At 43.5% G+C, this 26,618-nt stretch carries 22 protein-coding genes; 18 read left to right on the top strand and 4 right to left on the bottom strand.

The window, feature by feature from the left end:
• The first annotated feature begins 240 nt into the window (after positions 1–240).
• The 10 genes from AC787_RS13085 to AC787_RS13040 all read left to right on the top strand — a co-directional run bounded on the left by AC787_RS13085 (position 241) and on the right by AC787_RS13040 (position 15,174).
• Positions 241–1,659: an ABC transporter substrate-binding protein gene (locus AC787_RS13085; protein WP_054025187.1), complete on the top strand. Its 1,419-nt coding sequence runs from the start codon at positions 241–243 to the stop codon at positions 1,657–1,659.
• A gap of 104 nt (positions 1,660–1,763) precedes the next feature.
• Positions 1,764–4,658: an extracellular solute-binding protein gene (locus tag AC787_RS13080; protein WP_235560972.1), complete on the top strand. Its 2,895-nt coding sequence runs from the start codon at positions 1,764–1,766 to the stop codon at positions 4,656–4,658.
• 47 nt (positions 4,659–4,705) lie between these two features.
• Positions 4,706–5,641 (top strand): carbohydrate ABC transporter permease, encoded by a 936-nt coding sequence (locus tag AC787_RS13075; RefSeq protein ID WP_054027047.1) that lies wholly within the window; start codon positions 4,706–4,708, stop codon positions 5,639–5,641.
• Between the two features lie 5 nt (positions 5,642–5,646).
• Positions 5,647–6,516 (top strand): carbohydrate ABC transporter permease, encoded by an 870-nt coding sequence (locus AC787_RS13070; RefSeq protein ID WP_235560971.1) that lies wholly within the window; start codon positions 5,647–5,649, stop codon positions 6,514–6,516.
• Positions 6,517–6,532: 16 nt separating this feature from the next.
• Positions 6,533–7,981, top strand: a complete 1,449-nt coding sequence (locus tag AC787_RS13065) for a tetratricopeptide repeat protein (protein WP_054025185.1) — start codon at positions 6,533–6,535, stop codon at positions 7,979–7,981.
• Positions 7,962–8,582 (top strand): Yip1 family protein, encoded by a 621-nt coding sequence (locus tag AC787_RS13060; RefSeq protein ID WP_054025184.1) that lies wholly within the window; start codon positions 7,962–7,964, stop codon positions 8,580–8,582. The genes AC787_RS13065 and AC787_RS13060 overlap by 20 nt, the downstream gene beginning before the upstream one ends.
• Before the next feature lie 16 nt (positions 8,583–8,598).
• Entirely contained in the window at positions 8,599–11,163 is a 2,565-nt protein-coding gene (locus tag AC787_RS13055; RefSeq protein WP_054025183.1) for a DUF5696 domain-containing protein, read from the top strand.
• Entirely contained in the window at positions 11,160–12,065 is a 906-nt protein-coding gene (locus AC787_RS13050; RefSeq protein ID WP_235560970.1) for a carbohydrate ABC transporter permease, read from the top strand. Before AC787_RS13055 ends, AC787_RS13050 begins: the two co-directional genes overlap by 4 nt.
• Before the next feature lie 21 nt (positions 12,066–12,086).
• Entirely contained in the window at positions 12,087–13,055 is a 969-nt protein-coding gene (locus AC787_RS13045; RefSeq protein ID WP_054025182.1) for a carbohydrate ABC transporter permease, read from the top strand.
• Positions 13,056–13,110: 55 nt separating this feature from the next.
• Complete coding sequence (locus AC787_RS13040; protein WP_054025181.1) at positions 13,111–15,174, top strand: alpha-galactosidase; 2,064 nt, start codon at positions 13,111–13,113, stop codon at positions 15,172–15,174.
• Between the two features lie 70 nt (positions 15,175–15,244).
• Here the strand turns inward: AC787_RS13040 and AC787_RS13035 are convergent, their stop codons facing one another.
• The gene (locus tag AC787_RS13035; RefSeq protein WP_054025180.1) at positions 15,245–16,021 is read right to left on the bottom strand and encodes a class I SAM-dependent methyltransferase; all 777 of its coding nucleotides are present in this window, start codon (positions 16,019–16,021) and stop codon (positions 15,245–15,247) included.
• A 253-nt stretch (positions 16,022–16,274) separates the two neighbouring features.
• On the opposite strand from AC787_RS13035, the gene AC787_RS35365 reads away from it, so the two are divergent.
• Positions 16,275–16,475 (top strand): DUF2197 domain-containing protein, encoded by a 201-nt coding sequence (locus tag AC787_RS35365; RefSeq protein WP_054025179.1) that lies wholly within the window; start codon positions 16,275–16,277, stop codon positions 16,473–16,475.
• Between the two features lie 282 nt (positions 16,476–16,757).
• On the opposite strand, the gene AC787_RS13025 is transcribed toward AC787_RS35365, so the two are convergent.
• Entirely contained in the window at positions 16,758–17,426 is a 669-nt protein-coding gene (locus tag AC787_RS13025) for a hypothetical protein (protein WP_054025178.1), read from the bottom strand.
• A gap of 175 nt (positions 17,427–17,601) precedes the next feature.
• Here AC787_RS13025 and AC787_RS13020 point away from each other — a divergent pair, with 175 nt between their 5' ends.
• The 5 genes from AC787_RS13020 to AC787_RS13000 are packed head-to-tail and all read left to right on the top strand — an operon-like array spanning position 17,602 to position 20,685.
• Positions 17,602–17,868, top strand: coding sequence for a hypothetical protein (locus AC787_RS13020; RefSeq protein WP_054025177.1), 267 nt, complete (start codon positions 17,602–17,604; stop codon positions 17,866–17,868).
• Between the two features lie 19 nt (positions 17,869–17,887).
• A complete protein-coding gene (locus tag AC787_RS13015) occupies positions 17,888–18,493 on the top strand; it encodes a hypothetical protein (protein ID WP_152970627.1) in 606 nt (201 codons plus the stop codon).
• 19 nt (positions 18,494–18,512) lie between these two features.
• Positions 18,513–19,412: a copper amine oxidase N-terminal domain-containing protein gene (locus tag AC787_RS13010; protein ID WP_063847520.1), complete on the top strand. Its 900-nt coding sequence runs from the start codon at positions 18,513–18,515 to the stop codon at positions 19,410–19,412.
• A gap of 36 nt (positions 19,413–19,448) precedes the next feature.
• On the top strand, positions 19,449–19,934 hold the full coding sequence (locus AC787_RS13005) for a GNAT family N-acetyltransferase (RefSeq protein WP_054025174.1): 486 nt from the start codon (positions 19,449–19,451) through the stop codon (positions 19,932–19,934).
• On the top strand, positions 19,900–20,685 hold the full coding sequence (locus AC787_RS13000; protein WP_082360741.1) for a spermidine synthase: 786 nt from the start codon (positions 19,900–19,902) through the stop codon (positions 20,683–20,685). The genes AC787_RS13005 and AC787_RS13000 overlap by 35 nt, the downstream gene beginning before the upstream one ends.
• Before the next feature lie 17 nt (positions 20,686–20,702).
• On the opposite strand, the gene AC787_RS12995 is transcribed toward AC787_RS13000, so the two are convergent.
• A complete protein-coding gene (locus tag AC787_RS12995) occupies positions 20,703–21,587 on the bottom strand; it encodes an AraC family transcriptional regulator (protein ID WP_054025173.1) in 885 nt (294 codons plus the stop codon).
• A gap of 145 nt (positions 21,588–21,732) precedes the next feature.
• On the opposite strand from AC787_RS12995, the gene AC787_RS12990 reads away from it, so the two are divergent.
• A complete protein-coding gene (locus AC787_RS12990; protein WP_235560969.1) occupies positions 21,733–24,651 on the top strand; it encodes a family 78 glycoside hydrolase catalytic domain in 2,919 nt (972 codons plus the stop codon).
• A gap of 117 nt (positions 24,652–24,768) precedes the next feature.
• On the opposite strand, the gene AC787_RS12985 is transcribed toward AC787_RS12990, so the two are convergent.
• Positions 24,769–25,260, bottom strand: coding sequence for a DinB family protein (locus AC787_RS12985; RefSeq protein WP_063847621.1), 492 nt, complete (start codon positions 25,258–25,260; stop codon positions 24,769–24,771).
• 120 nt (positions 25,261–25,380) lie between these two features.
• Here AC787_RS12985 and AC787_RS12980 point away from each other — a divergent pair, with 120 nt between their 5' ends.
• A complete protein-coding gene (locus AC787_RS12980; protein ID WP_054025171.1) occupies positions 25,381–26,328 on the top strand; it encodes a helix-turn-helix transcriptional regulator in 948 nt (315 codons plus the stop codon).
• The last annotated feature ends 290 nt before the right edge of the window (positions 26,329–26,618 follow it).

Raw genomic sequence — 26,618 nt, 5'->3', positions numbered from 1 at the left:
TGGTGGTTTGATAACATCAAGTCGAGAAAAGAGTAGTTAATATTTACTTACATAATATCAATCAAAAACGCAGTTTTCAATAATTTTCTAAATTATTTTTTAGTGAAAAAATAATGGAAATTAACCGTTTCATAAACGGGAGCGAATAGGGGGTGGGTTCAATGTGAATGGAATTATATTTCTTTATAAAATGTAAGCGCTATCTAAAGAACGATTATTAATTATAAGGGGTGTATTTCTATGAAGCGGGTGAAACAATTAGCGGTTATTTCTTTAGTTTTTGCAATGATGTTTGTATTGGCTGCATGCGCTGGCAGTAATTCTAAACCTTCAGCTACCAACGAAAGCAATAAGGCTGCAGTAAACAATGACAATAAACCCGCAGCTGAAGAAACGGAAAAGCCGAGTGAAGAGAATCCGTCTGCAGAAGAGACAAAATTCGATCTAGGCGGCAGAGAGATCGTATTCTCCGCATGGTGGGACGGTACCCCTAAAGGTGATACGCCTGAAGGCGAAATTGCTCTAAAACGACAAAAGGAAGTAGAAGAAAAATACAATGTAAAAATTAAATATGTATCGCAGGACTATTGGCAAACGGCAGAAAAGCTGTCTTCGACCGTAATGGCTGGAGCACCTTATGCAGACGTTGTGCTGGTCCCAGATCCACTCATTTCTGGGTTGTTGGCTGGTGGATACTTTACTCCACTCGATGATTTCATGGACGTTAGAGTGGAAAGTAAAATTCCAGATGAGGTTATTGATGCAGGAAGCTATCAACAACCCAAAGCTTATGGTTTTGTTCGATCATTCCCTCTCTTTGATAATACAGGGATGTTCTATAATAAACGGATTTTCCAAGAAGCAGGGCTGGTAACACCTACAGAAGCACAGGAAAATGGCACTTGGAACTGGGATACATTCGTTGATTACGCCAAAAAACTCACGATTGATAATTCTGGCGACGGCAAAATAGATCAGTGGGGCGTAGCAGGTTCCCCGAGCGCTATCGGTCTTGGTTTGATTTATTCAAACGATGTAATGCCTTATGACGAAGAAACGCATAAATTCCATCTGGATTCACCAAATGCTATTGAAGGTTTGGACTTGATGAATAAGCTGTATAACGAATATAAAGTGGTCAAGCGCAATGAAGGAAATGACTGGGAGGACCCGGTCAAATATTTCCGCGAAGGTAAAATTGCTATGTATCCAGGCGGTATTTGGGAAGCAGGCTCACGGATGCAAAACCAAATGAATGATGAATATTCATTCGTTAATTTTCCTAAAGGACCAAAGGCAAATGGTTTTATGGTCGGTTTAGCACAGCTGCATATGAATTTTATTCCTAAAGGTGTTAAAGATCCTAAAGCGGTATACAAGATTTGGGAAGATTTACAGGTGTGGGATAACATCGAAGAGAGCGATAAGGAATGGGCGGAAACGTATTTCCTTGATGAATCTTCTGTCAATATTGCTTTGAATACGTTGAAAATGCTGAAATTTGGACGTTATGGCGGTTTAGGTTTTGATGATCATTTTGGTCCGTTAAGCACAGATATTGCGAATGGCAAAGTATCGCCGGCCTCAGGTGTTGCGAAAATAATGCCAGCTTTGCAGGCGAATGTAGATAAAATGATGCAAGGATCCGAACAGAAATAATCGAATCATTCTGCGAAAACCAACAATCCCTATTCTTAGCGAGAAGGATAGGGATTTCTTTATCTATGGAACGAATGATTAAGCAGATGAGGAGGATGTTATGGATGTTATCAAAGGTTTCGCGCATCTTGGTCACATTGGTATTGTTGTGCACGGTTACTCTATCGTCTGCGAATTGGGCAAATCCCGCATATGGGAATGAGGAAGATAACGATTCGGGCCGTGATAACAAGCTAATAGACAGTGCAAGGGAAAATAGTTATGACAGCTATTTGCAACGATATGAGAACGCGAATAGGCCAGAACAAAAGATTGTGATCAAGGGGAGTTCTTATTCCCATGCGGAGGGCATGTTGCCTAAAGTTTTGTCAGAGGTTGGGGACGAACAAGGAAGTTATGTGCTTACAGAGGATGCTGGAGAAATGGGATGGGATGTAACCATTCCGGAGGACGGCTTATACAATATCACCCTTCGATATTTTACGGTTGAAGGCAAGGTCTCATCCATTGAGAGGCAATTGTTAATCGACGGTGAGGTTCCATTTTCAGGCGCAGGCAGTTTATTGTTTCCCCGTATATGGAAGAACGAGAAGGAGCAAATCGAGAAGGATAACCGCGGAAATGATGTTAGGCCGCGTCAGGTGGAAGCAAGCAGATGGCAGGAGATGCCGCTTAAGGATTCAGACGGATATTATGAGGAGCCTTATTCATTTTATTTTTCCGCAGGTAATCACAAGATTTCACTCGTGTCACTGAGAGAGCCGGTTATTATCGACACGATTGAAATTTCTCAAATAGATCAACTGCCAACCTACGAAGAGCTTCTGCGCGATTACCGAGAGAAGGGCATTGAGAGGGCAAACGGCGAGATCATTAAGGTGCAAGGCGAGGCTGCTCAATTCAAATCATCGCCGACTTTATATCCGATAACGGATCGTACCAGCCCGATAACCGAGCCGCAGTCCATCTCTGAAGTTCGAATCAATTCAATAGGCGGATATAACTGGAGAATGCCGGGAGACTCAATAACATGGCAGTTCGAGGTGCCGAAGGACGGACTTTACAAAATTGGCCTTAAGAGCAGACAAGAGTATTTGCGCGGCGTTTATTCGACGAGAACATTATGGATTGACGATGAGATTCCATTTCAAGAGATGAAAGAAGTGCCTTTCTATTATTCGAGCGAATGGAAGATGAACGTGCTTGGAGATGGGGAAGAGCCTTACCTCTATTACTTAACGAAAGGCAAACATGAGCTGAAGCTCGAAGCCAGCTTGGGACCGCTTGCATCATCCATACGCGAGGTGCAGTCAAGCATTTTGGAAATAAATGCCATGTACCGCAAAATTCTGATGATAACAAGCGCAGTACCAGATCCGTTCCGAGACTACAATTTAGATCAGCGATTGCCGGATATGGTCAATGTTTTTACGGAGCAAAGCGAAAAGCTATACGGCATATCAGAAAAGCTGGTGGAGCTAACTGGAGAGAAAAGCGATCAAATCTCAATTTTGACTAAGGTGGCCTATCAATTAAAGGATTTGGCTGAGCGGCCGGAAACGATTCAAAAACGTATGGATTCACTCAAGATTAACGTCGGCAGCTTAGGTGCTTGGATTTTAAAAGTTAGAGAGCAGCCGCTGGAGATTGATTATTTGGTTATCGCTTCACCTGAGAAAAAAATGCCGAAAGCGAAGGCATCGTTTTTTCAAACGTCACGACATGAGCTGATGACTTTATTTAATTCGTTCTTCGAGGATTATAACAGTGTGGGTAACATGAACGAAGAACAACGTTCCGTTACGGTTTGGATCGGCACAGGACGTGACCAAGCCCAGGTGTTAAAGGCAATGGCTGATGATTCTTTTACAAAGCAGATGGGCATTAACGTGAATCTCAAATTAGTAAATACCAATGTATTGCTGCAGGCGACGCTGGCAGGGCAAGGGCCGGATGTTGCTATGCAAATTGCTAATGATATACCTGTCAATTACGGCATGCGTAATGCGGTTGTTGACCTGTCTCAGTTTAGCGATTTTGACGAAGTGGCGGAACGATTCCGAGAAAGCTCGATCGTCCCGTATCGGTTTCAGGATGCCGTGTATGGACTTCCAGAACAGCAAGTTTTTGAAATGCTATTTTACCGGAAGGATATTATCAAGCAGCTTGGCATTAAAGTGCCGGAAACATGGGATGAGGTTTATGAGTTAATCCCGATATTACAAAAGAGAAATATGGAGTTTACGTTGCCGATTGCGCAAACGACTGGGGTATCGGGCATGGAACCTAGCAAAGCGTTTGCAATGCTTCTGTACCAAATGGACGGCTCGTTCTATAAGGATGACGGAGCGGCGAGTAATTTGGATTCGGAAATTGCGATGAAGGCTTTTGATCGCTGGACGGATTTTTACGCCAATTATAAGTTCCCGTTAACCTTCGATTTGTCGAGTCGCTTCCGCACGGGGGAAACTCCTATGGGGATTGCGGATTATACGTTCTACAATACGTTGTCCGTCTCTGCACCGGAAATAAGAGGACTTTGGGATTTTGCTCCTGTCCCTGGTATGAGACAAGAAGACGGTACGGTTTCACGTGAGGTCGCGAGCGGTGGTACCGCGGTTCTTATGCTTAAGCAAGCGAAAGATAAAGATGCGGCTTGGGAGTTTATGAAGTGGTGGACGAGTAAGGAGACGCAGGTGCGTTTCGGACGGGAAATGGAAGGCTTAATGGGTGCTGCTGCCCGGTATCCGACAGCGAATATCGAAGCGCTAAAAGAGCTGCCTTGGCCTACAAAGGACTATATGAATTTAGAAAAGCAATGGGAATGGGTGAGAGGTATTCCAGAAGTGCCGGGTGGCTACTATACCGGACGAAACCTGGATAATGCTTTCAGAGAGGTCATTAATAATGGGACCAATACCCGTGATGCACTCTATGACTATGTTCAAGAGATTAATCGAGAAATCACTCTCAAAAGAAATGAAATCGATATGAAATAGAATCAGGGGTGACCGCATTGCAGCAATCGGAAGTAATTCCCGGAAAAGTGGATGTTATATCACTTCGCAAAACAAAGAGATCAGGCAAGCTTCAGCAGTTAAAAGAAGAGTTGAAACGCGATAAGCATCTCTACGTGCTCATTGCGCCTTACATTTTGCTCTTCTTTATTTTTACGGTGCTGCCGGTAGCGATGTCGATGCTGATTAGTTTAACTAGCTTTAATATGCTTGAGTTTCCGAAATGGGTGGGCTGGGGGAACTACGAGCGGTTGCTGCTTGAGGATGATATCTTCCTCATTGCATTAAAAAACACGTTTGTATTTGCCGTCATTACCGGGCCTGTCAGCTATATTGCCTGTTTTTTATTTGCATGGCTGATCAATGAGCTGCGCCCGAAAATGCGAGCGTTGATGACGCTTGTATTTTATGCACCATCCATATCAGGCAATGTGTATTTCATTTGGCAGATTATGTTTTCAGGGGACTCATACGGGATCGTTAACGGCTTTCTCATGAAGCTCGGCTTTATTAATGAACCTGTGCTTTGGTTCCAAAATCCCAAATATACACTCACTATCATAATTATTGTTCAGCTATGGCTAAGTCTTGGCACAAGCTTCCTGGCCTTTATAGCCGGACTTCAATCGATTGACAGAACCTTATTAGAAGCGGGTGCCGTTGACGGTGTGCGCAATCGCTGGCAGGAATTATGGTACATTACATTGCCATCGATGCGGCCGCAATTAATGTTTGGTGCTGTTATTCAAATTACAGCTTCTTTTGCCGTGGCGGATGTCGCCATGAATTTGGCTGGTTTCCCAAGCGTTCAATATTCGGCGCACACGATCGTCACGCACTTGGTCGATTATGGCACGATCCGCTTCGAGATGGGCTATGCGTCTGCGATTGCAACGTTTCTGTTCGTTCTTATGCTAGGGTCAAACCTAATCATCCAGAAGATGCTCAAGAAAGTAGGTGAGTAGCATTTATGAAAATTTCTATGCGGCTGATTGGCCCAAAACGAATTAACCGTTCTTGGTACGTCGACATGATGTTGTTTATTCTGCTTGCCTTGTTCGGAGCATTCATGGCCATCCCATTGATTTACTTAATTAATAATGCGTTCAAGCCCTTAGACGAGCTGTTTCTGTTCCCTCCCAAAATTTTTGTGCGGAACCCTACGCTGTCTAATTTCCCTGATTTGTTCCATCTCATGGCCAAGTCATGGGTTCCGTTCTCGCGGTACATTTTCAACACTGTATTTATTACGCTTTTGGGAACGGTCGGACACGTCATACTCGCCTCGGCAGCAGCGTATCCGTTAGCCAAGTATAAGTTTCGCGGATCAAAAGTATTGTTTTCGATGATTGTATTGTCACTGATGTTCTCGGCACAGGTAACCGCGATTCCGAACTATATGACCATGTCTTGGCTCGGGTGGATTGACACCTACTGGGCCGTCATCGTACCTGCATTCGCGTTTCCTTTGGGACTCTATCTAATGAAGCAATTTATCGAACAAATTCCTATGGCATTAATTGAAGCGGCCAAAATGGACGGGGCTAACGAGTATAGGATTTTTTGGACGGTAGTCATGCCTTTAGTTAAGCCGGCATGGTTTACGCTCATCATTTTGTTGTTTCAAATGTTATGGGGCACCGATGGCGGCGGATTTATTTATAGCGAAGAGCTGAAGACGATGCACTATGCCATGGGGCAGATCGTTCAAGGCGGGATCGCTCGTGCAGGTGTAGCTGCGGCTGTCGCATTTATGCTCATGATTGTTCCGGTCATTATTTTTGTCATTACGCAAAGCCAAATTATCCAGACGATGGCCTCTTCCGGAATTAAGGAATAGGGTGGGGGGGAAACGCTTGAAATATAAGATATTGGTTCTTATATCAGCTTTAATCATTTTAGTGACAGCGCTGTCCGAGTTCACGGTCCTAGCGGCTCCCTATCAGGGGTATACGTATACGTACTGGGGGACAACAAGGTCTTCTCCGATCGCTTATATGCCAGATAGGATTATTGATGGTAAAAATCTCGGAATTGACAATTTTAACGCTCCGTCCGACTTATTCGTAGCTAAAGACGGAAAAGTGTATGTGCTGGATGCGGGAAATGGACGAATTGTTATTTTTGATGAGCAATGGAAAGTTATTCGGCAAATTATAGGGTTTCAGAAAGAAGGGAAGCAGGATCAGTTCGCAAACCCGCAAGGCATATTTGTAACGGATAAAGGTCAGATCTACGTTGCGGATACAGAGAACAAAAGAATCGTTGAACTAACGAATGAAGGGACTTTTGTTCGAGAGATTGGCGCGCCGCAGTCAGAGGTTATCCGGACGGGATTTGAATATTTGCCAATCAAGCTAGCAGTCGACAAGGCGGGTCGCATATATGTGGTTGGCAAAGGTGTGTTTGATGGCATTATTGAATTTGATCTAGACGGTCATTTTACTGGTTTTATGGGGACTAACCGAGTGAAATTTGATGCATGGGACTATTTCTGGAAGAGCATGTCCACCAAATCGCAAAAGAGTAAATTGGTTCAGTTCGTACCGCAGGAGTTCAATAACTTAGATTTAGACGAAGAAGGTTTTCTCTATACGACAACGACAGAACTGAATTCTTCTGATCCGATTAAGAAATTAAATTCGACAGGGATTGATGTACTGCGTCGTGAAGGTTACTTCGCGCCTCGTGGAGATTTGTTTTCCGAGCAGGGTTCGGCGCTGACCGATATAACCGTACGTGATCATGGCGTCTACAGTGTACTGGATTCGAAGCGCGGCAGAGTTTTTACGTATAACGAAGACGGAATCCTAATGTATATCTTCGGTCAGCTTGGCCAACAGGAGGGCACATTTGTAAATCCAGTGGCTATCGCGAATATAGGCAATAATCTGCTTGTGCTTGATAGCGGCATGAATCGGATTAACGTATTTGCTCCAACCAGATTCGGTACGCTCACAAACGATGCGAATGCACAATACAGTACTGGCAAGCATGATGAGGCAGCCACAATGTGGAAGCAATTGCTAAGTCTGGATTCCAATAATGAAACGGCCTACGTCGGTATTGGCAAAGCGCTGTTAAGGCAAGGGGATTATAAGCAGGCGATGGAATACCTCGAACTTGGCTATGACCGAGAATATTATTCGAAGGCATTCGGGAAGTATCGTAAAAATCTTTTGCGTGGATATTTCGGGACGTTTATGACTAGTATAGTCATCCTTTTTGGAGCGTATCTGGTTTGGATAGCGGTAAGACGACGTTTAAAGAAAAGGGTGGAAGCAAATGTATCCTCAAATGGTTAAATATCCATTTTATATTTTATTCCATCCTTTCGATGGATTTTGGGACTTGAAGTACGATAACAAAGGCAAGCTTCGCATTTCGTTAGCGATCCTGCTGCTGCTGACGATTACAACGATTTTGCAGCGCCAATATTCAGGTTTTGTCGTCAATTTTAATAATCCGACTGAGCTGAATAGCATCAATGAATTGAAATATATCGTGCTTCCTTTTATTTTATGGTGTGTATCCAACTGGTCATTAACGACGCTAATGGATGGTGAAGGAAAGTTTAAGGAAATTTTAACGGCTACGGGGTACGCCCTTCTGCCGCTGATGCTCGTTCATTTGTTCAACACCATCCTTAGCAACATGATCACGCTTCAGGAGGCTACGTTTTATTATTTTTTGGAATCATTTGCGTTCCTCTGGTTTCTATGGCTGTTGTTTATTGGGACGATGACTATTCATCAGTACAATGTGCTAAAGACGATTGTGACGATGGCGTTAACCCTGGTAGTCATGGGCGTTATTATGTTTTTGGGATTATTGTTTTTTAGTCTCATGCAGCAAATGTTAGGGTTCGTGCTCTCCATCTATAACGAGCTCTCATTACGCATGTAGGGAAGGAGGTCTATTGGTGAAAAGGAAGCCCATAATGAGCTTGATCGCAGCTCTTTTAGTTTGCATCATCGTCTTGACGAGCAGAACTGTTTTTGTTGAATCAGCCGGTACTGCATCGAGGTCATCCGAAGAGCAGGCTCAACCTGAGGCTGGTCTCAAAAAGGATGAGCGGAATATCGTTTCAATTGCAGGAGCGGATAACGAATCGATGGAATTGGTTGCAGAAAATGAATCGTTAGCTCTTTATTTCAATCATGAGACGACAGAGATTGCGGTTAAAAATAAGAAGCAGGGATCGACCTGGTATTCGAATCCCCAAGACCGTGAGCAGGACGGTAAAGCAACTGGCTATAACAAATCAATATTAGGCAGCCAGCTTCAGCTGAGCTATTCCGATTCATCGGGAAAACCGCAGCAGTATGACAATTTTAATCAAAGTATTCAATACAAACAATTCGAAATAAAGAAGCTGGAAGATGGAGTTCAAATTACATACACCATTGGTGAAAAAACAAAAGGTGTAGATCAGATTCCCAAATATATAAGCGAAGAACGCTTTCAGACGCTTATTCTCGATAAAATCGAGGATGAAGGTAAACGAAAGGATTTGGGAAAGCGATTTAAATACGATGAGGAAAAGAAGCTGTACGAGAGAAGGGACGCTGCACTCACTGGTGTAGGGCTCTCGCGTGCATTGGAATTGTTATCCGAGATCGGTTATGACGAGAAGGAGAGGAATATCGATAAGGAAGCCTATTCAGGTAAGTCGACTAGCAATCAGGCGCAATTTGTTCTTCCGATATCCTATCGTTTGGAAGAGGATCAATTGGTTGTGAATGTTTCGACCGAGCATATCGAATCGAATGATTTTCATCTGCAAAAGCTGTCCGTGCTGCCTTATTTCGGAGCGGCTGGCACTGATCGCAGCGGATATATGATGGTGCCGGATGGATCGGGCTCACTGATTTATATGAATAACCATAAACTCGAAGCTGCTCCCTATTTGACCACGCTGTATGGGACGGATTCATCTCGTATAAACCCGTCGAAAGCGATTCAAAACAGTATAGCCAGATTGCCGGTATTTGGGTTGAAAAAAGCTGACGAGGCTTTCTTAGCCATCATCGAGAACGGCGATGCAATCGGAAATATTGAAGCTGATATTAGCGGTAGAACGAACTCTTACAATTATGTTTACAGTAGTTACAGCTTAACTGCCTTCGAGCAGCTCACGCTATCCGGCAACTGGAACTCACAAACCGTACCTAGATTTCAGAAGCAATCATTTAAAGGCGACATTTCTTTGCGATATGCTTTCTTGCAAGGAAAAGAAGCATCGTATACAGGGATGGCATCCTATTATCAAAGCTATCTATTGAAGAAACAGAGCTTGACCAAGCTTGAGGAAGAGGAGCAAACACCATTCTATCTAGAGCTGATAGGTGGCATTCCGAAGCGGAAGTTTTTTCTGGGCATTCCCTATGAATCGTATGAAGCGTTAACTACCTTTGACGACGCGCAAGCGATTCTTCAGCAATTAAAGGAAAGAGGGTTAGAGCATATAAAGCTGCGCTATACGGGCTGGTTTAACGGAGGCATCTCTCATAAGATTCCGAGCTCGGTTTCAGTTGATAGCAAGTTAGGCGGTAAACAAGGCTTTAAGCAATTGCTGGATTATGCTTCGAACAACAATGTTGATGTATATCCAGACGCCGCATTTATGCAAGTTTTCCGAAATAGCTGGGGTTTTAGCCCTAAGAAGGATGGAGCACGATATATAACCGGTCAATTGGTCAATGTGTTTCCTTATAATGCAGCCAACTTTTTTGCGGATAAGAGCAAAATACCGGCTTATGTTCTTTCACCGTCAAAACTGTCTGGTGTAGTTGATGACTTTCTAGCTGATTACGAGCGAATGAATGTTTCCGGCTTATCCTTGAGAGATTTAGGGAATGAGCTCAATTCCGACTTTAATGACAAACGCATGATGATGAGAGAAGAAGCAAAGCAGCTTGTACAGGAGCAGCTCGTAAAGCTGGATAATTCCGTGAACAGCCTCATGATTGATAGCGGGAATGCGTACGCTCTGCCTTTTGCTGATAGTGTAATCAATGCGCCGCTGACAAGCAGTAAATATAATCTGACAGACGAGGCTATTCCATTTTACGAAATCGTGCTCCACGGTTATATCGATTATACGGGCACAGCACTCAACATAGCTGACGATCAAGCCACTCGTTTCCACATTCTTCAGGCGCTCGAGACTGGGGCGAATCTTCATTATTCGTGGTTCTATGCTAAGCCGTCGGAAGTGAAGAACACGGATTACAACTATTTGTATGCTGCAAACTATATGAATTGGATCGACGAGGCAGAGGCTGCTTACAAGGAAGTCAATGAAGTGCTTCGCGGGGTTAGAACAAAGGTCATTATCGATCATAAAAAGCTGGAAAGCGGCGTATTTGCAACAACCTATGAAGGTGGGACACAGGTGATTGTCAATTATAACGATTATAGCGTAAATGTAGAGGGTGATCTGATCGAAGCGATGGGATACGGCATTGGAGGTGACGAGCGTTGAAGCTTCCAAGAATAGGGATGACGTTGTATCAAAAACAAAAGTATGGCGGATTATGGTTTATCCTCCCTTGGTTATTGGGATTCTTATTTCTTTTCTTTCTACCGCTCATTAATTCGCTTCGTTATAGCTTTAGTAAGCTAGAAATAAACGATATAGGCTTTTCCATTAACTATACCGCGTGGGGAAATTATAAAAACGCCCTTTTTGAACATGAGTCATATGTCAGAACGCTGACAGAATCATTACTCAATATGGTTATCAACGTGCCGCTTATCGTTATTTTTAGTTTATTTGCTGCCGTATTGCTCAATCAGAGGTTTAAAGGAAGGGCGCTGGCTAGAGCTATTTTCTTCCTTCCAGTTATTTTGGCCTCGGGTGTTCTTGCTTCCATAGAAGGCGGGGATTATATGCAGGCCATTATGCGAGGTGCGAGCCAACAAACCAGCGGTGAGTTCACATTGTTTAAAAACCTGAATCTAGCAAAAGTTCTAATAGAGTCGGGTGTAAATAAAAGTATTGTTGAGTATCTGGTCAACGCTGTAAATCGTATCTATCAAATCATTACCTCATCCGGTGTGCAAATATTAATCTTTATGGCGGGACTTCAGTCGATCCCAGCCTCTTTGTACGAGGCATCGAAGATTGAAGGAGCAACATCCTACGAATCCTTCTGGAAAATCACATTCCCGATGATTAGCCCGTTAATTTTGACAAATGTGATCTATTCAATCGTTGATAATCTGACAACGAGTCAAACAAGCAAGCAAATTAAAGATACGGCTTTTAGAAGCTTCGACTTTGGGCTTAGCTCGGCGATGGCTTGGACGTACTTTGTTATTATTTCGCTTGTTCTATGGATAATTACTTTGCTCATTAGCAGAAAAGTGTTTTATTACGACTAAACAACGGGAAGGAGACAGCGTATGAAGACAATTGCGGAAAGACTCGCATCCTTGCATTTTTGGACTACTAAATTTAAAGCTTGGGTCTGGATTATGATTCGTTCTGTGCTGATCTGTGGCATCTCATTTGTCATTTTATATCCGATCATAACGAAAGTTTCAATTGCATTTAAACAAGAGTCTGACATTTATGATTCAACGGTTGTTTGGATCCCGAAACATTTCACCCTGGAAAACTTTAAGCTGGTTTTTAATGCCTTGGATTATTCCCAAGTGCTGCTCAGTACAGTTTTGCTTTCCGGAGGAGTGATGCTCCTCCAAACCTTCTCCTGTCTGCTTGCAGGCTATGGCTTTTCAAGGATAAAATTTCGCGGGAGCGGCTTGTTATTCGCCTGTGTCATCTTTACGATTCTCGTTCCGCCGCAAACGATTATGATTCCAACCTATTTGCAATACAAAGACTTTGATGTTCTAGGCATCATTTCCTTAATAAATGGGGACTCATGGAATCTAATAAACACGTATTGGCCTTTTCTTCTTTCTTCTGCGCTCGGCATGGGGTTAAAAACGGGACTATTTGTCTTCATATTCCGGCAGTTTTTTAGAGGAATACCAAGGGAAATGGAAGAGGCGGCTTTTGTCGATGGGGCAGGATCATTTACGACGTTTATAAAAATTATCGTTCCGAATGCGATTCCTGCGCTCGTATCCGTCATGCTATTTTCGTTCGTATGGCAGTGGAATGATTCTTTCTTTACGAGCTTAATTCTTACCGACCCTAAAGTAATGTCATCGATGATGGCGACGGCTGGGCCGCAGATTCTATTTTATATAGGATTGCAAACCGGAGGAGGGCAGGCGGATCCACTCTATCTGTCTATGATTCAAAATACGGGTGTGCTTTTGGCCATTCTTCCGCTTATTATTATGTATTTGTTCGTCCAACGACATTTTGTTGAAAGTATGGAGCGAACGGGTGTCGTAGGCTGATCGACTAGTCTTAGCTGATTGTTTCGATTCGTTATTAATGATGGGAGTGTTGAACATGGTTAATGTAGGAGAAATAAAGTTGAAGCAAACGGCGGATGAGTTCGCGGTTGATAATGGTTTAGTATGTGCAACGGCAAATTTGGCAGATGGAACGTTAACGCTCCGTTGGAGCAGCGGGGAAGCCATGCTTGGTCTATATGCAGAAGCTCGTTATGGACTTGAGCTGTTACGTTCCACCTTTTATAGCACGCACGCCGTGTATGAATCAGAGGTACACGCCATTGAAGATGAATTCGGGCGTGGCCTGCGATGGACGCTTGAGCACGAAGAGTTAGGCAAACCGGTGCTTCGCCAGCACATACGAATGTATGAGCAGTTGCCCTATTTATTTGCTGAGTTGGAAGTGGAATGTGAATTCGAGTGGGAAACGAATGAACTGGCACCCTTAGTCTCCTATTTAAATGATAATAGTATTATGGAATTCGGTAGTTCTTCCAATATGACTGGGGAAGTAAGGGCGCTATTTATACCTTTTGATAATGATAAGTGGGTTCGTTTCGCTTCCCATGCGATTCCTTGCAGTGTGCAAAGCTATGAGGTAACTGCGATCTACCACTCTGAAAGTAGAAACGGATTTGTAATGGGGTCCGTGACACATGATACATGGAAGACGGGTCTAATTGTAGAAGGGACTTTCCCTGGCTCGGTAGGCAGGCTTCGCGTATATGGAGGAGCGGCTGATATGCAGACGCGTGACACGCTGCCGCATGGTTCCGTGAAGGGTAAAAGCATCGTTTCACCCAAGATTTTTGTGGGAGCATTCTCCGACTACCGGGATGGACTTGAAGCATATGGAAAGGCGAATGCGCTTTTGTCCCCTGCGCTTCCATGGCAAGGCGGCGTGCCAATGGGCTGGAATAGCTGGTCTGCCGTTATGAGTAAGGTTGATCTTGACGTATATGCGCACACGTCAGATTTCTTCCGAAAGGAGCTGCAGTTGAATGGTTTCTCTGATGATGATGGGGAGCTGTACGTCAACTTTGATTCCTTTTGGGACAATTTAACCCAAGAGCAGATGAATGAAGCGGTGAGCAGGGTTAAGTCGAATGGGCAGAAGCCGGGTATTTATTATACGCCGTTCGCATTTTGGGGTAATGATCCAGACACGCCGGTTGAAGGAACGGATGGAACGGTGTCGTATCGTGAAATTCTCATCAAAGACCAAGCGGGAAATCCGCTGCCGAAACTGGATGGCGCCTATGCAATTGATCCCTCACATCCAGCAGCGCTAAATAGAATCAGGCAAATGCTAGAGAGCTTTGTGGAGCGGGGCTTTGATTATGTAAAGCTGGACTTCCTAACGCATGGCGCGATGGAAGGTGTATTCTATGATTCTAGCGTTCGGACGGGTATACAAGCGTATAACAAAGGGATGGCTTGTATATGTGAAGTGTTGGACCCGAAGCGTATCGGTCGACCATTTTTAATTAATTTATCGATTGCTCCGTTGTTTCCACACGGTTATGCGCATAGCCGCCGCGTATCCTGTGATGCATTTGGAACGATCAATGATACGGAATATATGCTGAACGCGTTAACGTACGGATGGTGGATTAATGACAGCCTGTATCGTTTTAATGATCCCGACCATGTTGTGTTATACAAGAGCAGCAATCAACGTGCAATCACCGAGGCGGAAGGTCGAAGTCGGTTGAACAGCGCAGTAATTGCCGGCACTTCACTGCTGCTTGGCGATGATTACCGGATGAAGGAAGCGGAGCAGCGCGCAAAAGAATGGATGACGAATAAAGAAGTGATGTCGATCGCGCGAAAGGGAATTACGTTTCGTCCGGTGGAAGGACGCAGCGGTAATAAAAGCGAGGACTTGTTCATGCTTAGTGATGAGAAAGGCACATGGATTGCAGTATTCAATTTTGATGCAGAGCATGGATGTGAGAAAAACTTGTCATTTGAACGATTAGGCATCGATGCTTCTAGGGAAATCGTTGCCTTGGATCTATGGAATGGAACAGAATGGAATATAGCTGCTGGCACAGACATGTACCGTGCTGAGCTTGCGCCCTCCGAGTCCAAGCTGCTGTTATTTAGACAGGCTTAATGACGTTAACCCCATAGTTTAGGTTGTTAATAAATAATAGGCTGCCAATGATGGCAGCCTATTGCTCTATTTAATCTTCAATTTGCTTAAACGCTTCATATACGTAATTTTGTTTTCCGTTGGTTGGTGCTTGACCATAATTATAATCAGCTGATACAACCACATCCGAAAAACCAATGTTTTCTAAAATAAGCTTAAACTCTTCGACGCCATACCAACGTAATGCAAAGCGCTGCAGCTCGGTTTGGATAAGCGCACCGTTATGCCATTTTTCATATTTTATATATGAAATCTTATATTGATGGTATAAGTCGGCTTCAACAAGCTTGTCTTCCATTGTAATGATATCTCCATCCGGCAAGGTGAATGTCGACGTACCGCTGAATTGCCCGCATTCGAAATGGTTGTCAGGCAGGAAAAGATCAAGAATAATACGTCCGCCTGGCTCAAGATGATCATACAAATTTTTTAAAGCTTGAAGTGATTCTTCTCGGTTCTCAATTAACAAGAAAGAACCGCCTGGGATAATGATGGCTTCATAGCGATGAGGCAAATCAAGTTCTTGTAAATTTGACTCATACAGCTCAGCAACCAGCCCGCGTTCCTCACAGCGTTGACGGCATGATGCCAGCATTTCGGCTGAATAGTCAACGCCATCTACATGTAGACCTGCTTCCAGAAGCGGGATGAGAACACGACCAGAACCGGCCATCGCTTCAAGAATACGCCCCTTGCAATGTTTAAGACGATCACGGTAATGTTCTAAATCTCCACCGATCGATTGCCCTGTTTTCTTGGAAAGGTCATAGACCACTGTACAAAGTTCTCCGTAATAACTAAAAGACATACGTAGTTCCCTCCGATAATTAGATTTTCACGGAAGGGATTGCAATCATTATCCCTTACGTACCTTAATAATGAACGTACCGGAATGTAGTTTTTGCATGATAACCACTCGCTTTCGAATAAAGTTACTATTAGTATAAGTATTAGGGAAATACTGGTCAATGTTTTTGGAAATGCCAGCCTAGAATTTCTAATTTACACCTGTATCATTTAAACTATTTTTGGAAGCTTGTCTAAGAGAGGGTGATTATAGAATGCATGTAAGCTGTATGCTTTGCAGAAAATCATTTGATATTAATCACAGTGATCCCCAATATCGAAAGCTCATTGAAAAACAAACGAAGTATTATATTTGTCAGTCTTGCAATTCAAAAACAGTGAAAGAAGCAAGTTCAATGAGTGAAATTAAGCCAGAAAACCTTGATCCCAAAGGTTATGATAAATTAATAACTTAATGATTTATGTTTTAATGAATACCAGTGCTTGGCTATTATTCGAAGAGGAATTTTGGTCTCTTATTCGAATTAACGGACACCAGAGACCTTATTTGCTTTAAATCTCCCTTTTGTTGGATCTAACGGACATAGCGTCCCTTATTCAGCATTATTCGAAGCATTTAGGTACTATTTTGGCAAATAGAGGCTTCTGTGTCCGTTAGAAAGCAAATTAGTCTACTTATTGAGAAATAACGGCTTCTATGTCCGTTAGCATGAAACGATTATCGTGTCGCGCCTTTGTTATTGATTCAAATGAAGCTTTTTGTCCAAATATTTAAGAGCTTTCTCCGTACAAACATCGCTCAGCTCTGCTTTGACGATAGCTCTGGTCTCTGCTAGATTATCGTGAGCAACAGCCTCTTTGCCAAGTGTGGTTTGAAGCCAGTGATCTGAGCTTTCAAAGCACATGCTGCTCCAACCGCCTTCGAAGTCAGCTTCCTGTGCCCCGGTAATGACAATGTCAGCAAAGTTTTGAAGATCAACAAGCGCCCGATCGTAGTCCTTCTTCTGCTCTTTAGCGGTCAGCCCGCTCTCTTTCCGCAAATTGCGAGAGTCGATATTGCCTGCTTCCTTGATGATATGATAAATATATCTGGCTTCTTGGGACATAAGACCGCTGCTGTAGCGTTCATCAACGCTTTTTCCTTGGGATAACAAGACCGGGATATGCGGAAACAAGTCAACGTGAATGAAGGTTAGTTTGCTGCCAAAAAACTTGCCATATGCTGCATGCTCATCCTTTACGATTTTAACCCGCCATATCCATGGATCAAACTCGGTTTCTGTATGCCAGCTGTCACTAGGAACCACGGAGGTGAGGGACGGATGCTCAGGGATGAGATCAGAGAATGGAAAAATCTTATATTGACCGACAAGCTCTACGAACTCTGGATAAGTGGTAATACTCATATATACACTCCTTATATCGTTTACTCCTTTATTCTAGTTTTCTCCTGTCTATTCCTTCCATACTTCGGCTTATTAAATTTGATGAAAAAAAAGTAACTTTTTTACAGCAACTGACGTCACTATACATAGGGTTGAGAAGGAACATCTTTTTGTTCATGAAAGGACTGGCGAAAAAATGAAAGGAAATTTCGTTTCAGCTGTCATTACGGTGCTGCTTCTTGCTGGTTGTGCTGCCGAAAGCGTTGAGACAAAGACAAATAGCGAGCAGGAGCAGCAACTGGTTCAAGCTAAACTAACAGGGTTATTGGATGAGAAAAAGACAGGCCCATCATTTAGCGTCACAGATGCCAATGAAATATCTCTTTCAACCGACCTATACGATTACGGTGAAACAGCATTTCGTGAGAAATGTCTTCAACCTTTGGATAAACGAGAGTTCTGAACAGGGCGTTATTATGGATGTGAAAGACATACATAAGGGCTATACATTAACAAAGGAAGCGACGGATGAATTACTACAAATCATTCAAGAGGATTTACAGCTTACTAAGCAGAGTGAGATCGTTATGCCGCTTGCCTTCGAGAAGGTTCAAAACGTTCAGAAGGTTGTGAAGGTGGATACTATTCAGATGGAGCAGTTATTTAAAGAGCAGGAGATTTCTGGCGGAAAAATTAGCATTTATTCGAAGTCGGGCGACGCTGAGCAAGTTTATGGTGCTTTCGAGTCCGAAGCTGGTCTTTATGAGCTTGGTGTAGTCGGAGGCGTGCACCCACAAAACAATGATGAGCTGCTATCGATCAAAGAGATGGAGCTTTATGGTAAGTCGCTTATTCGAATCAATGGCGTCTTTGGAGCAAATGCGCCGATACAAAATTATTTTGAAATGGCAGATGGTAAACCCAATCCATTCCTGCTCGTAGACACGGGTCATGCGGAAGAAGTGGATTTAGACGGAGATGGTATCGAAGAAGTAGTCTCGAAACACGGACTACCGCTGCTCACTTTTGTTTACAAATGGGAGGATGGCGCTTTTAAAGTTGGCGAAGTGGAATCGCAACAAAAATAAAAATTCGCAGGAGGCTTTAATGATGAAAAAATGGATGAAAGCAACGACAGCTGCACTAACAATAGCAGGTGTGCTTAGTGCGGGTTCTGCAACGATGGCGGCGTCTGCACCCAAGGCACCCATTAAAATGTTCATCGACGGCAGGCTCCAGGATGATGTATTAAACGTAAACGGCAGAACGATGGTGCAGCTCAAAGCCTTTAATGATCCTGAGAAACTCAAATATTCTTACGAAACGGCTACCAAGACGATTGTGATCAAAAACCCGGATCGGAACTTGACTGTTCGATTAAAGGATGGACTAAAATCAGCCGATGTAAATGGGGAAAAAGTTCCTCTGGATGCACCAGTTACTGTAAAGAAAGGACGTACTTACGTTCCTGTTCGCTTTGTAACGGAAACGCTTGGCGGAACAGTAGGACCCGACAGCACAGGGAAACAGATTATTGTAAGAACACCGTCGGGTGAAGAGCGGTTTAAAACGCTGAGGAATGGCGATCTTACAGAAGCGCGAAAGCTTGCGATTCATACTCCTGGAGTTGACAATGGCATGGATATTGCGCCATATGGTGAAGGCTTCACATTCGTATATACTTTCCCTCAAGGGGAGGCACTCCGATATACCATGAAATATAGAGGGTTAATCACCTATTATGAAATCAACGATAGCGGTATTTCAGAAAGAAAATGGCAAAAGGATTTATTAGGGAAAAACGGAGAAGCGGGCAATGAACCTAAGCCGTTTGGTGATTCTGTCTATTTCTCAGAGCACCTTATGCTCGATTGGCTGAAATATGGAACGATTGACAGTGCGGGCAAGCAGACGGAACTAGGCTCTATCGATCGTTATACGAATAAAGAATATGCTAACGTAACCATTTTGCCAATCGAGGGAGAAGTACGAACGGATATGAAGTAGCTGAATGATTCTAAGGGAAATAGAGAGGGATTAACCTTGATTATAAAAATAGACATCGCTGATGCTGCAATTGCAGAGGAAGTGTTACGCATACAAATTCCAGCTTATAGGGTGGAAGCGGAACTCATTGATTTTTACGAAATACCGCCATTAAAAGATACGGTAGTTACGCTGGTCAAATGCGGCGAGACCTTCTATGGTTATTATATAAACGATGAATTATGCGGGGCCATCGCTATAACGGTTGAAAATAATATCATTGATATCCATCGGCTGATTATCCACCCCAACCATTTTAGAAAAGGAATTGCAAGGAAGCTGCTGCATCACATTGAAAGCGTTGAAGGTAGCAGGAATGAAATCGTAGTATCAACGGGATCAAAAAACGAACCTGCTGTTAACCTTTACAAGCAAAGTGGATTTATTGAAACAGGAGTCATTGAAATCGAGAAGCGGTTGTCGATTGCTTTTTTCAAGAAAATATTAAATGAAGCGGATTCCACACATACTGAAGGAGCTTGATTATTTGTATCAGTTAGCGAAGGAGCTTAGCGGCTCTCAAGAGATTACCGTCTATGAAGCCAATCAATTGTTTGGGGAGATCGGGAAATATCGGTTCTTGCAGTTTTCTGATCATGCGATTCAAGGGGCGATAGATTTGAAGGAGCCGAAGCGAGTCGTAATGGAATATCCGCGTGCGATCATGCATGTCATGGAGACTAACGATCCGTCATTCGAAAATGTTTTTATGATCGGTCACGGAATTGGAACCATCGCCGGTCATTACCCCGATAAACGATTTGTGATAGCGGAGATCAATGAGAAGGTAGTAGAGCTGAGCAGAACTTATTTTAACTATAGCAAGGACAATGTTGTAATTGGAGATGGGAGGAAGATTCTTGAAAATCAAGCGTCCGGCGGCTTTGATTATATTATTTTGGACGCCTTCACGAAAGAGGGAACTCCGCATCATTTAACGACATTGGATTTTTTTGAGTTAACGAAAGAGAAGCTGAACGCAAGCGGTTCGATTATTATGAATCTCTTCGGAAAAGTCAAAAACGACAAATTAATTAATTCAATTTATTCAACGCTAAAAGAGATCTATCCATACACGAAAGCTTTCTCTCTACCGGCAGAAGATCGTGGCGATACTCGTAATATGATCATCGTCGGTAGTAACAAAGAGCTATGCTTTCAGTCACGGGAAATGGCAGGTTTCCTCGAAATAGAATTAGAAGAAGGGCATCGCATGGTGGACAAACGAAAATGATGAACCGATAATACGGATCATGTATTGTTACGTATGATTCGTCGATACTCGCGAGGCGTCATGCCGACAATTCGTTTGAAATGGGTGAGGAATGCATCGATATTTTTGCAGCCCACCTCTTCCGCAATGCTGCTGATTTTCAGCTGTGAGTTCCTAAGGAGCTCGCAGCTTTTTTTTATGCGCAGATGCTGCAAGTAGTGGAGAAAGGTTTGTCCAGTTTGCTGCTTGAACACACGACTGAAATGCCGCTCGCTCCACTCGCAGCGATCTGCAAGCTGACTAATTGTTACATTCTCATGAGCGTGCTGCTCGATGTAGTTCAGTACATGATGGAAGCGGGCGGAAGGACTTTCTTCTAATAATAGCTCCTTAGCATCCTTCATTAATCGATAGACCGATAGAAACAGCTGCACTAGCAGCGTTAGTAAATAGGCGGATGAGCCGCTCCGCGGCAGCTCGTACTCGCGCAGCAGGCTGCGAAACAAATCTTCAATAACACTGTCGGAGTCGAACAAGGAGTGAAAAGTAGAAGCGTCATTGAAACATTTTTCCAGAAAATCAACTATCGATTGATCACCAATCCAGTCCTTCTGAGATTGAAGAAGTGAGGGCATGAAGACGCAATTATACACAATTAATGGCGAGCTGTTGCGAGAAGGCGTTGAAGGCCGAAAGACATGCGGAATGCCAGGGGGCAATATGAATAACATTCCTTTGTAAACAGGGACGACCTCATCCCCAATATGATGAAAGCCCTTGCCTTCAGCTACATAAGCAAGCTCAATGAAAACATGATTGTGCAGCGGCAGATCAAAGTCTTCCTCAGCACGGTTTACGAATATAAATTTACTCTTTTGAAAATATTGCTCGCCCTTGTAAAGCAGCGTATGCTTGCTTGTCATCAGCTGGTCATTCCTTTCATCCGATGTCGTTTTTCAGGGAATAAATGTCCGAAACAGGGGTAATTGAGTAGCATGATTTTACTATAATTATAGATAGAATGCACGCGCAAACATACTTGTACTCGCATAGAAGGGGCGGAATAACATGATGGATTGGGATTGGAAGGCGAATTGGATTTGGGGCGGAGAAGCTGTAAGCCCTCGTAACGAATGGCGCTGCTTCAGAAAGAGCTTTGATGTTGCACCAACATCGGATGATTTTGACCGGAATATTCAGACAACACTGCGAATAAGTGCGGATTCTCGCTATGTTCTTTATATTAATGGCAAACAGGTAGGTCGTGGCCCTGTACGTTCTTGGACTGTGGAGCAATTTTATGATGTGTACGATATTGGTCATCTGCTAGTGCCTGGGCAGTCCAATACGATTGCGGTACTCGTACATCATTTTGGGGTATCTACCTTCTACTATTTGAGAGGCCGCGGCGGGCTGCTCGTTCAGCTCGACAGAAGCAGTGAAGAGGGGACGCAAACGCTGCTTGAGTCAGATCATACTTGGAGCACAGCTATTCATGAAGGCTATCATACACGTTCGCCTCGTATGTCCTGTCAGCAAGGCTACTCTGAATATGTCGATGCTGGTTCGTGGGAGAGCGATTGGACTACAGCCACGGGTAGTGATGACGCGTGGGAGAAAGCAACGTCATTAGGTGTTGTCGGTACGGGCCCGTGGAAAACGTTAAAGGAGCGGGACATTCCACTGCTAGCAGAATACCCTATTTATCCTTCCCGCATTTTATCCATGAGCAGCGTTAAGTCCTTCAGCTTCTCCACGGCTATTGATATGCGCAATCAAATGGTTGAGGGCAGTGAGGATCATGCGAATGTTGTCGGCTTCACGGGTTATGCGGCTACCGTTCTATCTGTCCAAGAGGAAACGGATATTATACTTGGGTTTCCATTTGCAAGTGAGTGTGTAAGAGCGGTATCGCTTAATGGAGTGAAGTTGGACCCAGATCAGTTTACGGGTGTGCTTCCTGAACGATATGCGGAAGTTACCATACAAAAAGGCGATCATTTACTCTTAATTGATGTCAGTGGAAGCATGCATACGGGCCAGCTGCATTTGGGCATCTACAGTGAAGCTCCAATCGAGCTTCGATCACCGCTAGTTTCAGAGCAGCAGCCGGAGGGAGCATCTGCTTTTATTAGCATTGGTCCTTTTGACAGTACCGTATATTTGGATCATCAGGAATCGAGACAGATTGATTTTGAGGATGAGTACTATAAACAAGTAATAGATAAGATAACTTCTGTTCAAGATTTGGCTGCGTATTCTCCGTATATTCGTCCTATCGATGAGAGTCTAGTAAGTGAAGTAGATGTATTCGGTCTCTCTGTCTGGAAGAAGGAAAGTACCGCACGCGTTATTCCAGTAGCCTTGCAAAATCTAGTCATTCCGAATGCTTCGCCAGGAATTATTCCGATATATCCAGGTCTAGATACGGAAATCATTATTGATTTCGGCAAGGAGCTCACAGGATATCTGTCGTTTGAAGTTGAGGCAGAAGCGGGTGCTATTTTAGACTTTTATGGATTTGAGTATATGACAGATGATTATCGCCAAGATACGTTTGGACTGGACAATACAGTGCGCTATGTATGCAAAGAAGGAAGACAGTCTCATGTCTCTCCGATTCGCAGAGGCTTGCGATACTTGATGCTGACTGTCCGGAATGCGAATACGCCGGTCAAAATACAAAATGTTCACTATATAGCAAGCCATTATCCGGTAGCGGAGATCGGCAGGTTCCAATGCTCAGATCCGTTATTGAATGATATATGGGAGATCAGCCGTCATACGACCAAACTATGTATGGAAGATACATTTGTGGACTGCCCAGCCTATGAGCAAGTTTTCTGGGTGGGGGACAGCCGCAATGAAGCGCTAGTCAGCAACTACTTATTTGGCGTAAATGATATGGTTAAACGCTGCTTGCGTCTTGTACCGGGATCGAAGGATCAAACGCCTTTATACGCGGATCAGGTTCCGAGCGGTTGGAGCAGCGTTATTCCGAACTGGACCTTTTTCTGGGCTATTGCATGCCGTGAATATGTAGAGCAAACTGCGGATCTTGATTTTGCCCAAGAGATGTATCCTCACATTCGTTTTACGCTAGAGCATTATTTGAAGGAAATTAATGAAGATGGCTTGCTTGCTATTAAGGGCTGGAACCTGCTCGACTGGTCGCCGATTGATCAGCCTAACGATGGCATTGTCACTCATCAGAACTGCTTCCTAGTGAAGACGTTGCGAGTTGCCTCGGAAATGGCCGGTTTTTCCGGTGATGAGGAAGGGCGTTCGCGATTTGCAGGAGCAGCCGATGATCTTCAAGCGGCCATTCATCTGCACTTGTGGTCCGAGGAGCAGTCTGCTTATTTGGATTGTATCCATGTGGATGGACGCAGATCGGATATCTTCTCCGTGCAAACCCAGGTAGTCGCTTATTTGACAGGTGTTGCGCAAGGAGAGCGCAGAAGCATCATGGAGAAGTATTTGTTGGAATCGCCTTCGCATTTTGTTCAAATCGGTAGTCCATTCATGTCTTTCTTCTATTATGAAGCATTGTCAGCATCGGGCCAGTACTCAACGATTGTAGAAGACATCCGCCGCAATTATGGACAAATGATCGAGCATGATGCGACAACTTGCTGGGAGATGTATCCGAATTTCTCGGAAAATCGGGCGAATCCCAATATGCTGACTAGAAGTCATTGTCATGCTTGGTCGGCAGCGCCTGCTTATTTCCTTGGACGCGAAGTTCTCGGCATTCGCAGTACCGCAATGGGCTGGACAGAGGTGGAGATTAGTCCCAATCCTTGTGGTCTTACTTGGGCGAAGGGCAGTGTTCCTCTATCTGATGCGGGACAAATCGATGTATCATGGAAATTGATCGATGAGCAAGTTATTGAGATTACCATCCAATCCCCAGAATCGGTAAAAGTGAATATTAAAATACCGGATGGTTATCAAGGTATCGTTCGGGAGAGGAAAATCTCTTAGAATTATTTGCTGAAATACGATAATAACGAACTTCAATGAAGATAATAAATAAGCTCTCACTGTCAGTAGACAGTTGAGAGCTTGTTTATTATGAGTAGTGAATTGAATAGGATTTATTTAGTACAGATCGAACATGTTGACTTCATAACCTTGTATCTTCAAATAGGTAAACAGCTGCGCCCGATGATGCTGAATGTGGGTAGTAATCTCAATCAGCCATTTAGCCTGTACCGAACCGTGCTCTAGATAAAAAGGTTTTGTTTTCTTGTGTAGGAATTCCTCTTCCGGAAGACTTTCCATATAAGCTCTGACCTCAAGCATGCCAGACGTCAACCATTCAATTAGCTTTTCCTTGTCTTGATCGGCAGCTATATCCGCTTCCAACTTACGGATGACCGCTTCATCATTTTCCTGAAGAATGAGTAGATCACTTGAAGGGATAGATACGATATGGTGGACCAACTCTAGCAGTGACCTCATATTGTCATGTGGTTTGTACGCCCAATGGTCTGTAGAGATTTTGCGAATCAAATGGGAGGTTGTTTTCACGATATGTTCCAATTCCTCTAGAAGTAATCCTTTTACTTCATTAATAGCTTGAGATTGCATTGCCTTCACTCCATTCTTCATAATCATATTATTGTTGTCAGCCTTAGTGGGCTTAATACTGATTGTAGCTTATAATAGTGACAGTACTTGTCATAATTAAGAAGCGAATGGAGAATCAATATGTCAAAATCGAAACGGCTCATTGAGTTGATGATGACTGTCAACAGAAAACGAAAGTTCACCGTCAAAGAACTCGCGGGTGAGTTTGAAGTATCGACAAGAACCATATTGAGAGATTTGCAAGAGCTAAGTGAGCTAGGCGTTCCGTTGTACTCGGAGGTAGGGCCGCATGGCGGGTACCAGGTATTAAAAGAAAGAATACTGCCGCCGATCGCTTTTACGGAAGAAGAGGCCGTTGCCATATTTTTCGCTAGCCATGCGCTGAGGCACTATTTATATCTTCCCTTTGAACCAGAATCAGCTTCCGCATTGAGCAAATTTTATTATTACATGCCTGGAGATGTGCGAGATCGTATTGATCAAATGAAAAACCGGGTTGATTTTTTCACACCTGCTCGGCAAATGAGATCACCTTACCTATCTATCCTGCTTGAAGGAGCTATTCACCAAAAAATATTGCTCATCGAATATGAATCACGAGAAGGCCGGTTAAGCCGTCAAATACAACCGATTGGCATATATGCAAGCAACGGATTATGGTACTGTAGTGCCTATTGTTTCCTTCGTGCTGAATTGCGGTTATTCCGTTGTGATAGAATTCACTCCGCAGTAGAGGATACATCTGATTTGGAAGCGCTAGATCTGCGACATGTAAACCTTGGGAATCGTGATGAAGTCTTTCAGACGCAGGAGACCTATGTTAATCTTTATGTTGAATTAAGCAGGGAAGGCTTGCAGCGCTGTGAGTCTGAGCTATGGCCGCTACCCAAGTTGAATATTCGTGAAGATGGAACAGGCTGGATAGATGGTGATATTCGAAAGGTTGATCTTCGGTTTTATACGAAGTTTTTTATTGGTTTAGGAAATGAGGCGACAGTTAAGAAACCGGTAGAATTAATAGAACGTATGAAACAGATATTATCTGAAGTCATGGCTAAATATGTTTGAAGTTAAGGGATAAACGAGAAATATAATATTAATTTCAAAAAACACTTGCATTAGTAGGCGAGTACATGGTATATTCTTATTCCGGCCAAGAAACACACCGGAACAAAAGAAAAACAAACGTAACAAACGAAAGAAAAGATTGCTCTTTGAAAACTGAACAACGAGTAATAACTGCCTCGCAAATCCTTCGGGATGAGCGAAAAAAGCGATAAAAAAGTAATGAGCATTTCAAACACCAATTTGGAGAGTTTGATCCTGGCTCAGGACGAACGCTGGCGGCGTGCCTAATA

This window comes from Bacillus sp. FJAT-28004 (assembly GCF_001280845.1).
Taxonomy (GTDB): Bacteria; Bacillota; Bacilli; order Paenibacillales; family Paenibacillaceae; genus Pristimantibacillus.
The sequence above is the reverse complement of the archived record's forward strand: the minus strand, read 5'-3'. Positions and strand labels throughout refer to the sequence as shown.

What these genes read in the sequence shown, in the direction of transcription:
- AC787_RS13010 (WP_063847520.1), top strand. Translation starts at nt 18,513, where the DNA reads ATGATGAAAAAATGGATGAAAGCAACGACAGCTGCACTAACAATAGCA.
- AC787_RS13035 (WP_054025180.1), bottom strand. Translation starts at nt 16,021, where the DNA reads ATGTCTTTTAGTTATTACGGAGAACTTTGTACAGTGGTCTATGACCTT.
- AC787_RS13080 (WP_235560972.1), top strand. Translation starts at nt 1,764, where the DNA reads ATGTTATCAAAGGTTTCGCGCATCTTGGTCACATTGGTATTGTTGTGC.
- AC787_RS12980 (WP_054025171.1), top strand. Translation starts at nt 25,381, where the DNA reads ATGTCAAAATCGAAACGGCTCATTGAGTTGATGATGACTGTCAACAGA.
- AC787_RS12985 (WP_063847621.1), bottom strand. Translation starts at nt 25,260, where the DNA reads ATGCAATCTCAAGCTATTAATGAAGTAAAAGGATTACTTCTAGAGGAA.
- AC787_RS13060 (WP_054025184.1), top strand. Translation starts at nt 7,962, where the DNA reads ATGTATCCTCAAATGGTTAAATATCCATTTTATATTTTATTCCATCCT.
- AC787_RS12995 (WP_054025173.1), bottom strand. Translation starts at nt 21,587, where the DNA reads ATGACAAGCAAGCATACGCTGCTTTACAAGGGCGAGCAATATTTTCAA.
- AC787_RS12990 (WP_235560969.1), top strand. Translation starts at nt 21,733, where the DNA reads ATGATGGATTGGGATTGGAAGGCGAATTGGATTTGGGGCGGAGAAGCT.
- AC787_RS13070 (WP_235560971.1), top strand. Translation starts at nt 5,647, where the DNA reads ATGAAAATTTCTATGCGGCTGATTGGCCCAAAACGAATTAACCGTTCT.
- AC787_RS13025 (WP_054025178.1), bottom strand. Translation starts at nt 17,426, where the DNA reads ATGAGTATTACCACTTATCCAGAGTTCGTAGAGCTTGTCGGTCAATAT.
- AC787_RS13085 (WP_054025187.1), top strand. Translation starts at nt 241, where the DNA reads ATGAAGCGGGTGAAACAATTAGCGGTTATTTCTTTAGTTTTTGCAATG.
- AC787_RS13040 (WP_054025181.1), top strand. Translation starts at nt 13,111, where the DNA reads ATGGTTAATGTAGGAGAAATAAAGTTGAAGCAAACGGCGGATGAGTTC.
- AC787_RS13045 (WP_054025182.1), top strand. Translation starts at nt 12,087, where the DNA reads ATGAAGACAATTGCGGAAAGACTCGCATCCTTGCATTTTTGGACTACT.
- AC787_RS13000 (WP_082360741.1), top strand. Translation starts at nt 19,900, where the DNA reads ATGAAGCGGATTCCACACATACTGAAGGAGCTTGATTATTTGTATCAG.
- AC787_RS13020 (WP_054025177.1), top strand. Translation starts at nt 17,602, where the DNA reads ATGAAAGGAAATTTCGTTTCAGCTGTCATTACGGTGCTGCTTCTTGCT.
- AC787_RS35365 (WP_054025179.1), top strand. Translation starts at nt 16,275, where the DNA reads ATGCATGTAAGCTGTATGCTTTGCAGAAAATCATTTGATATTAATCAC.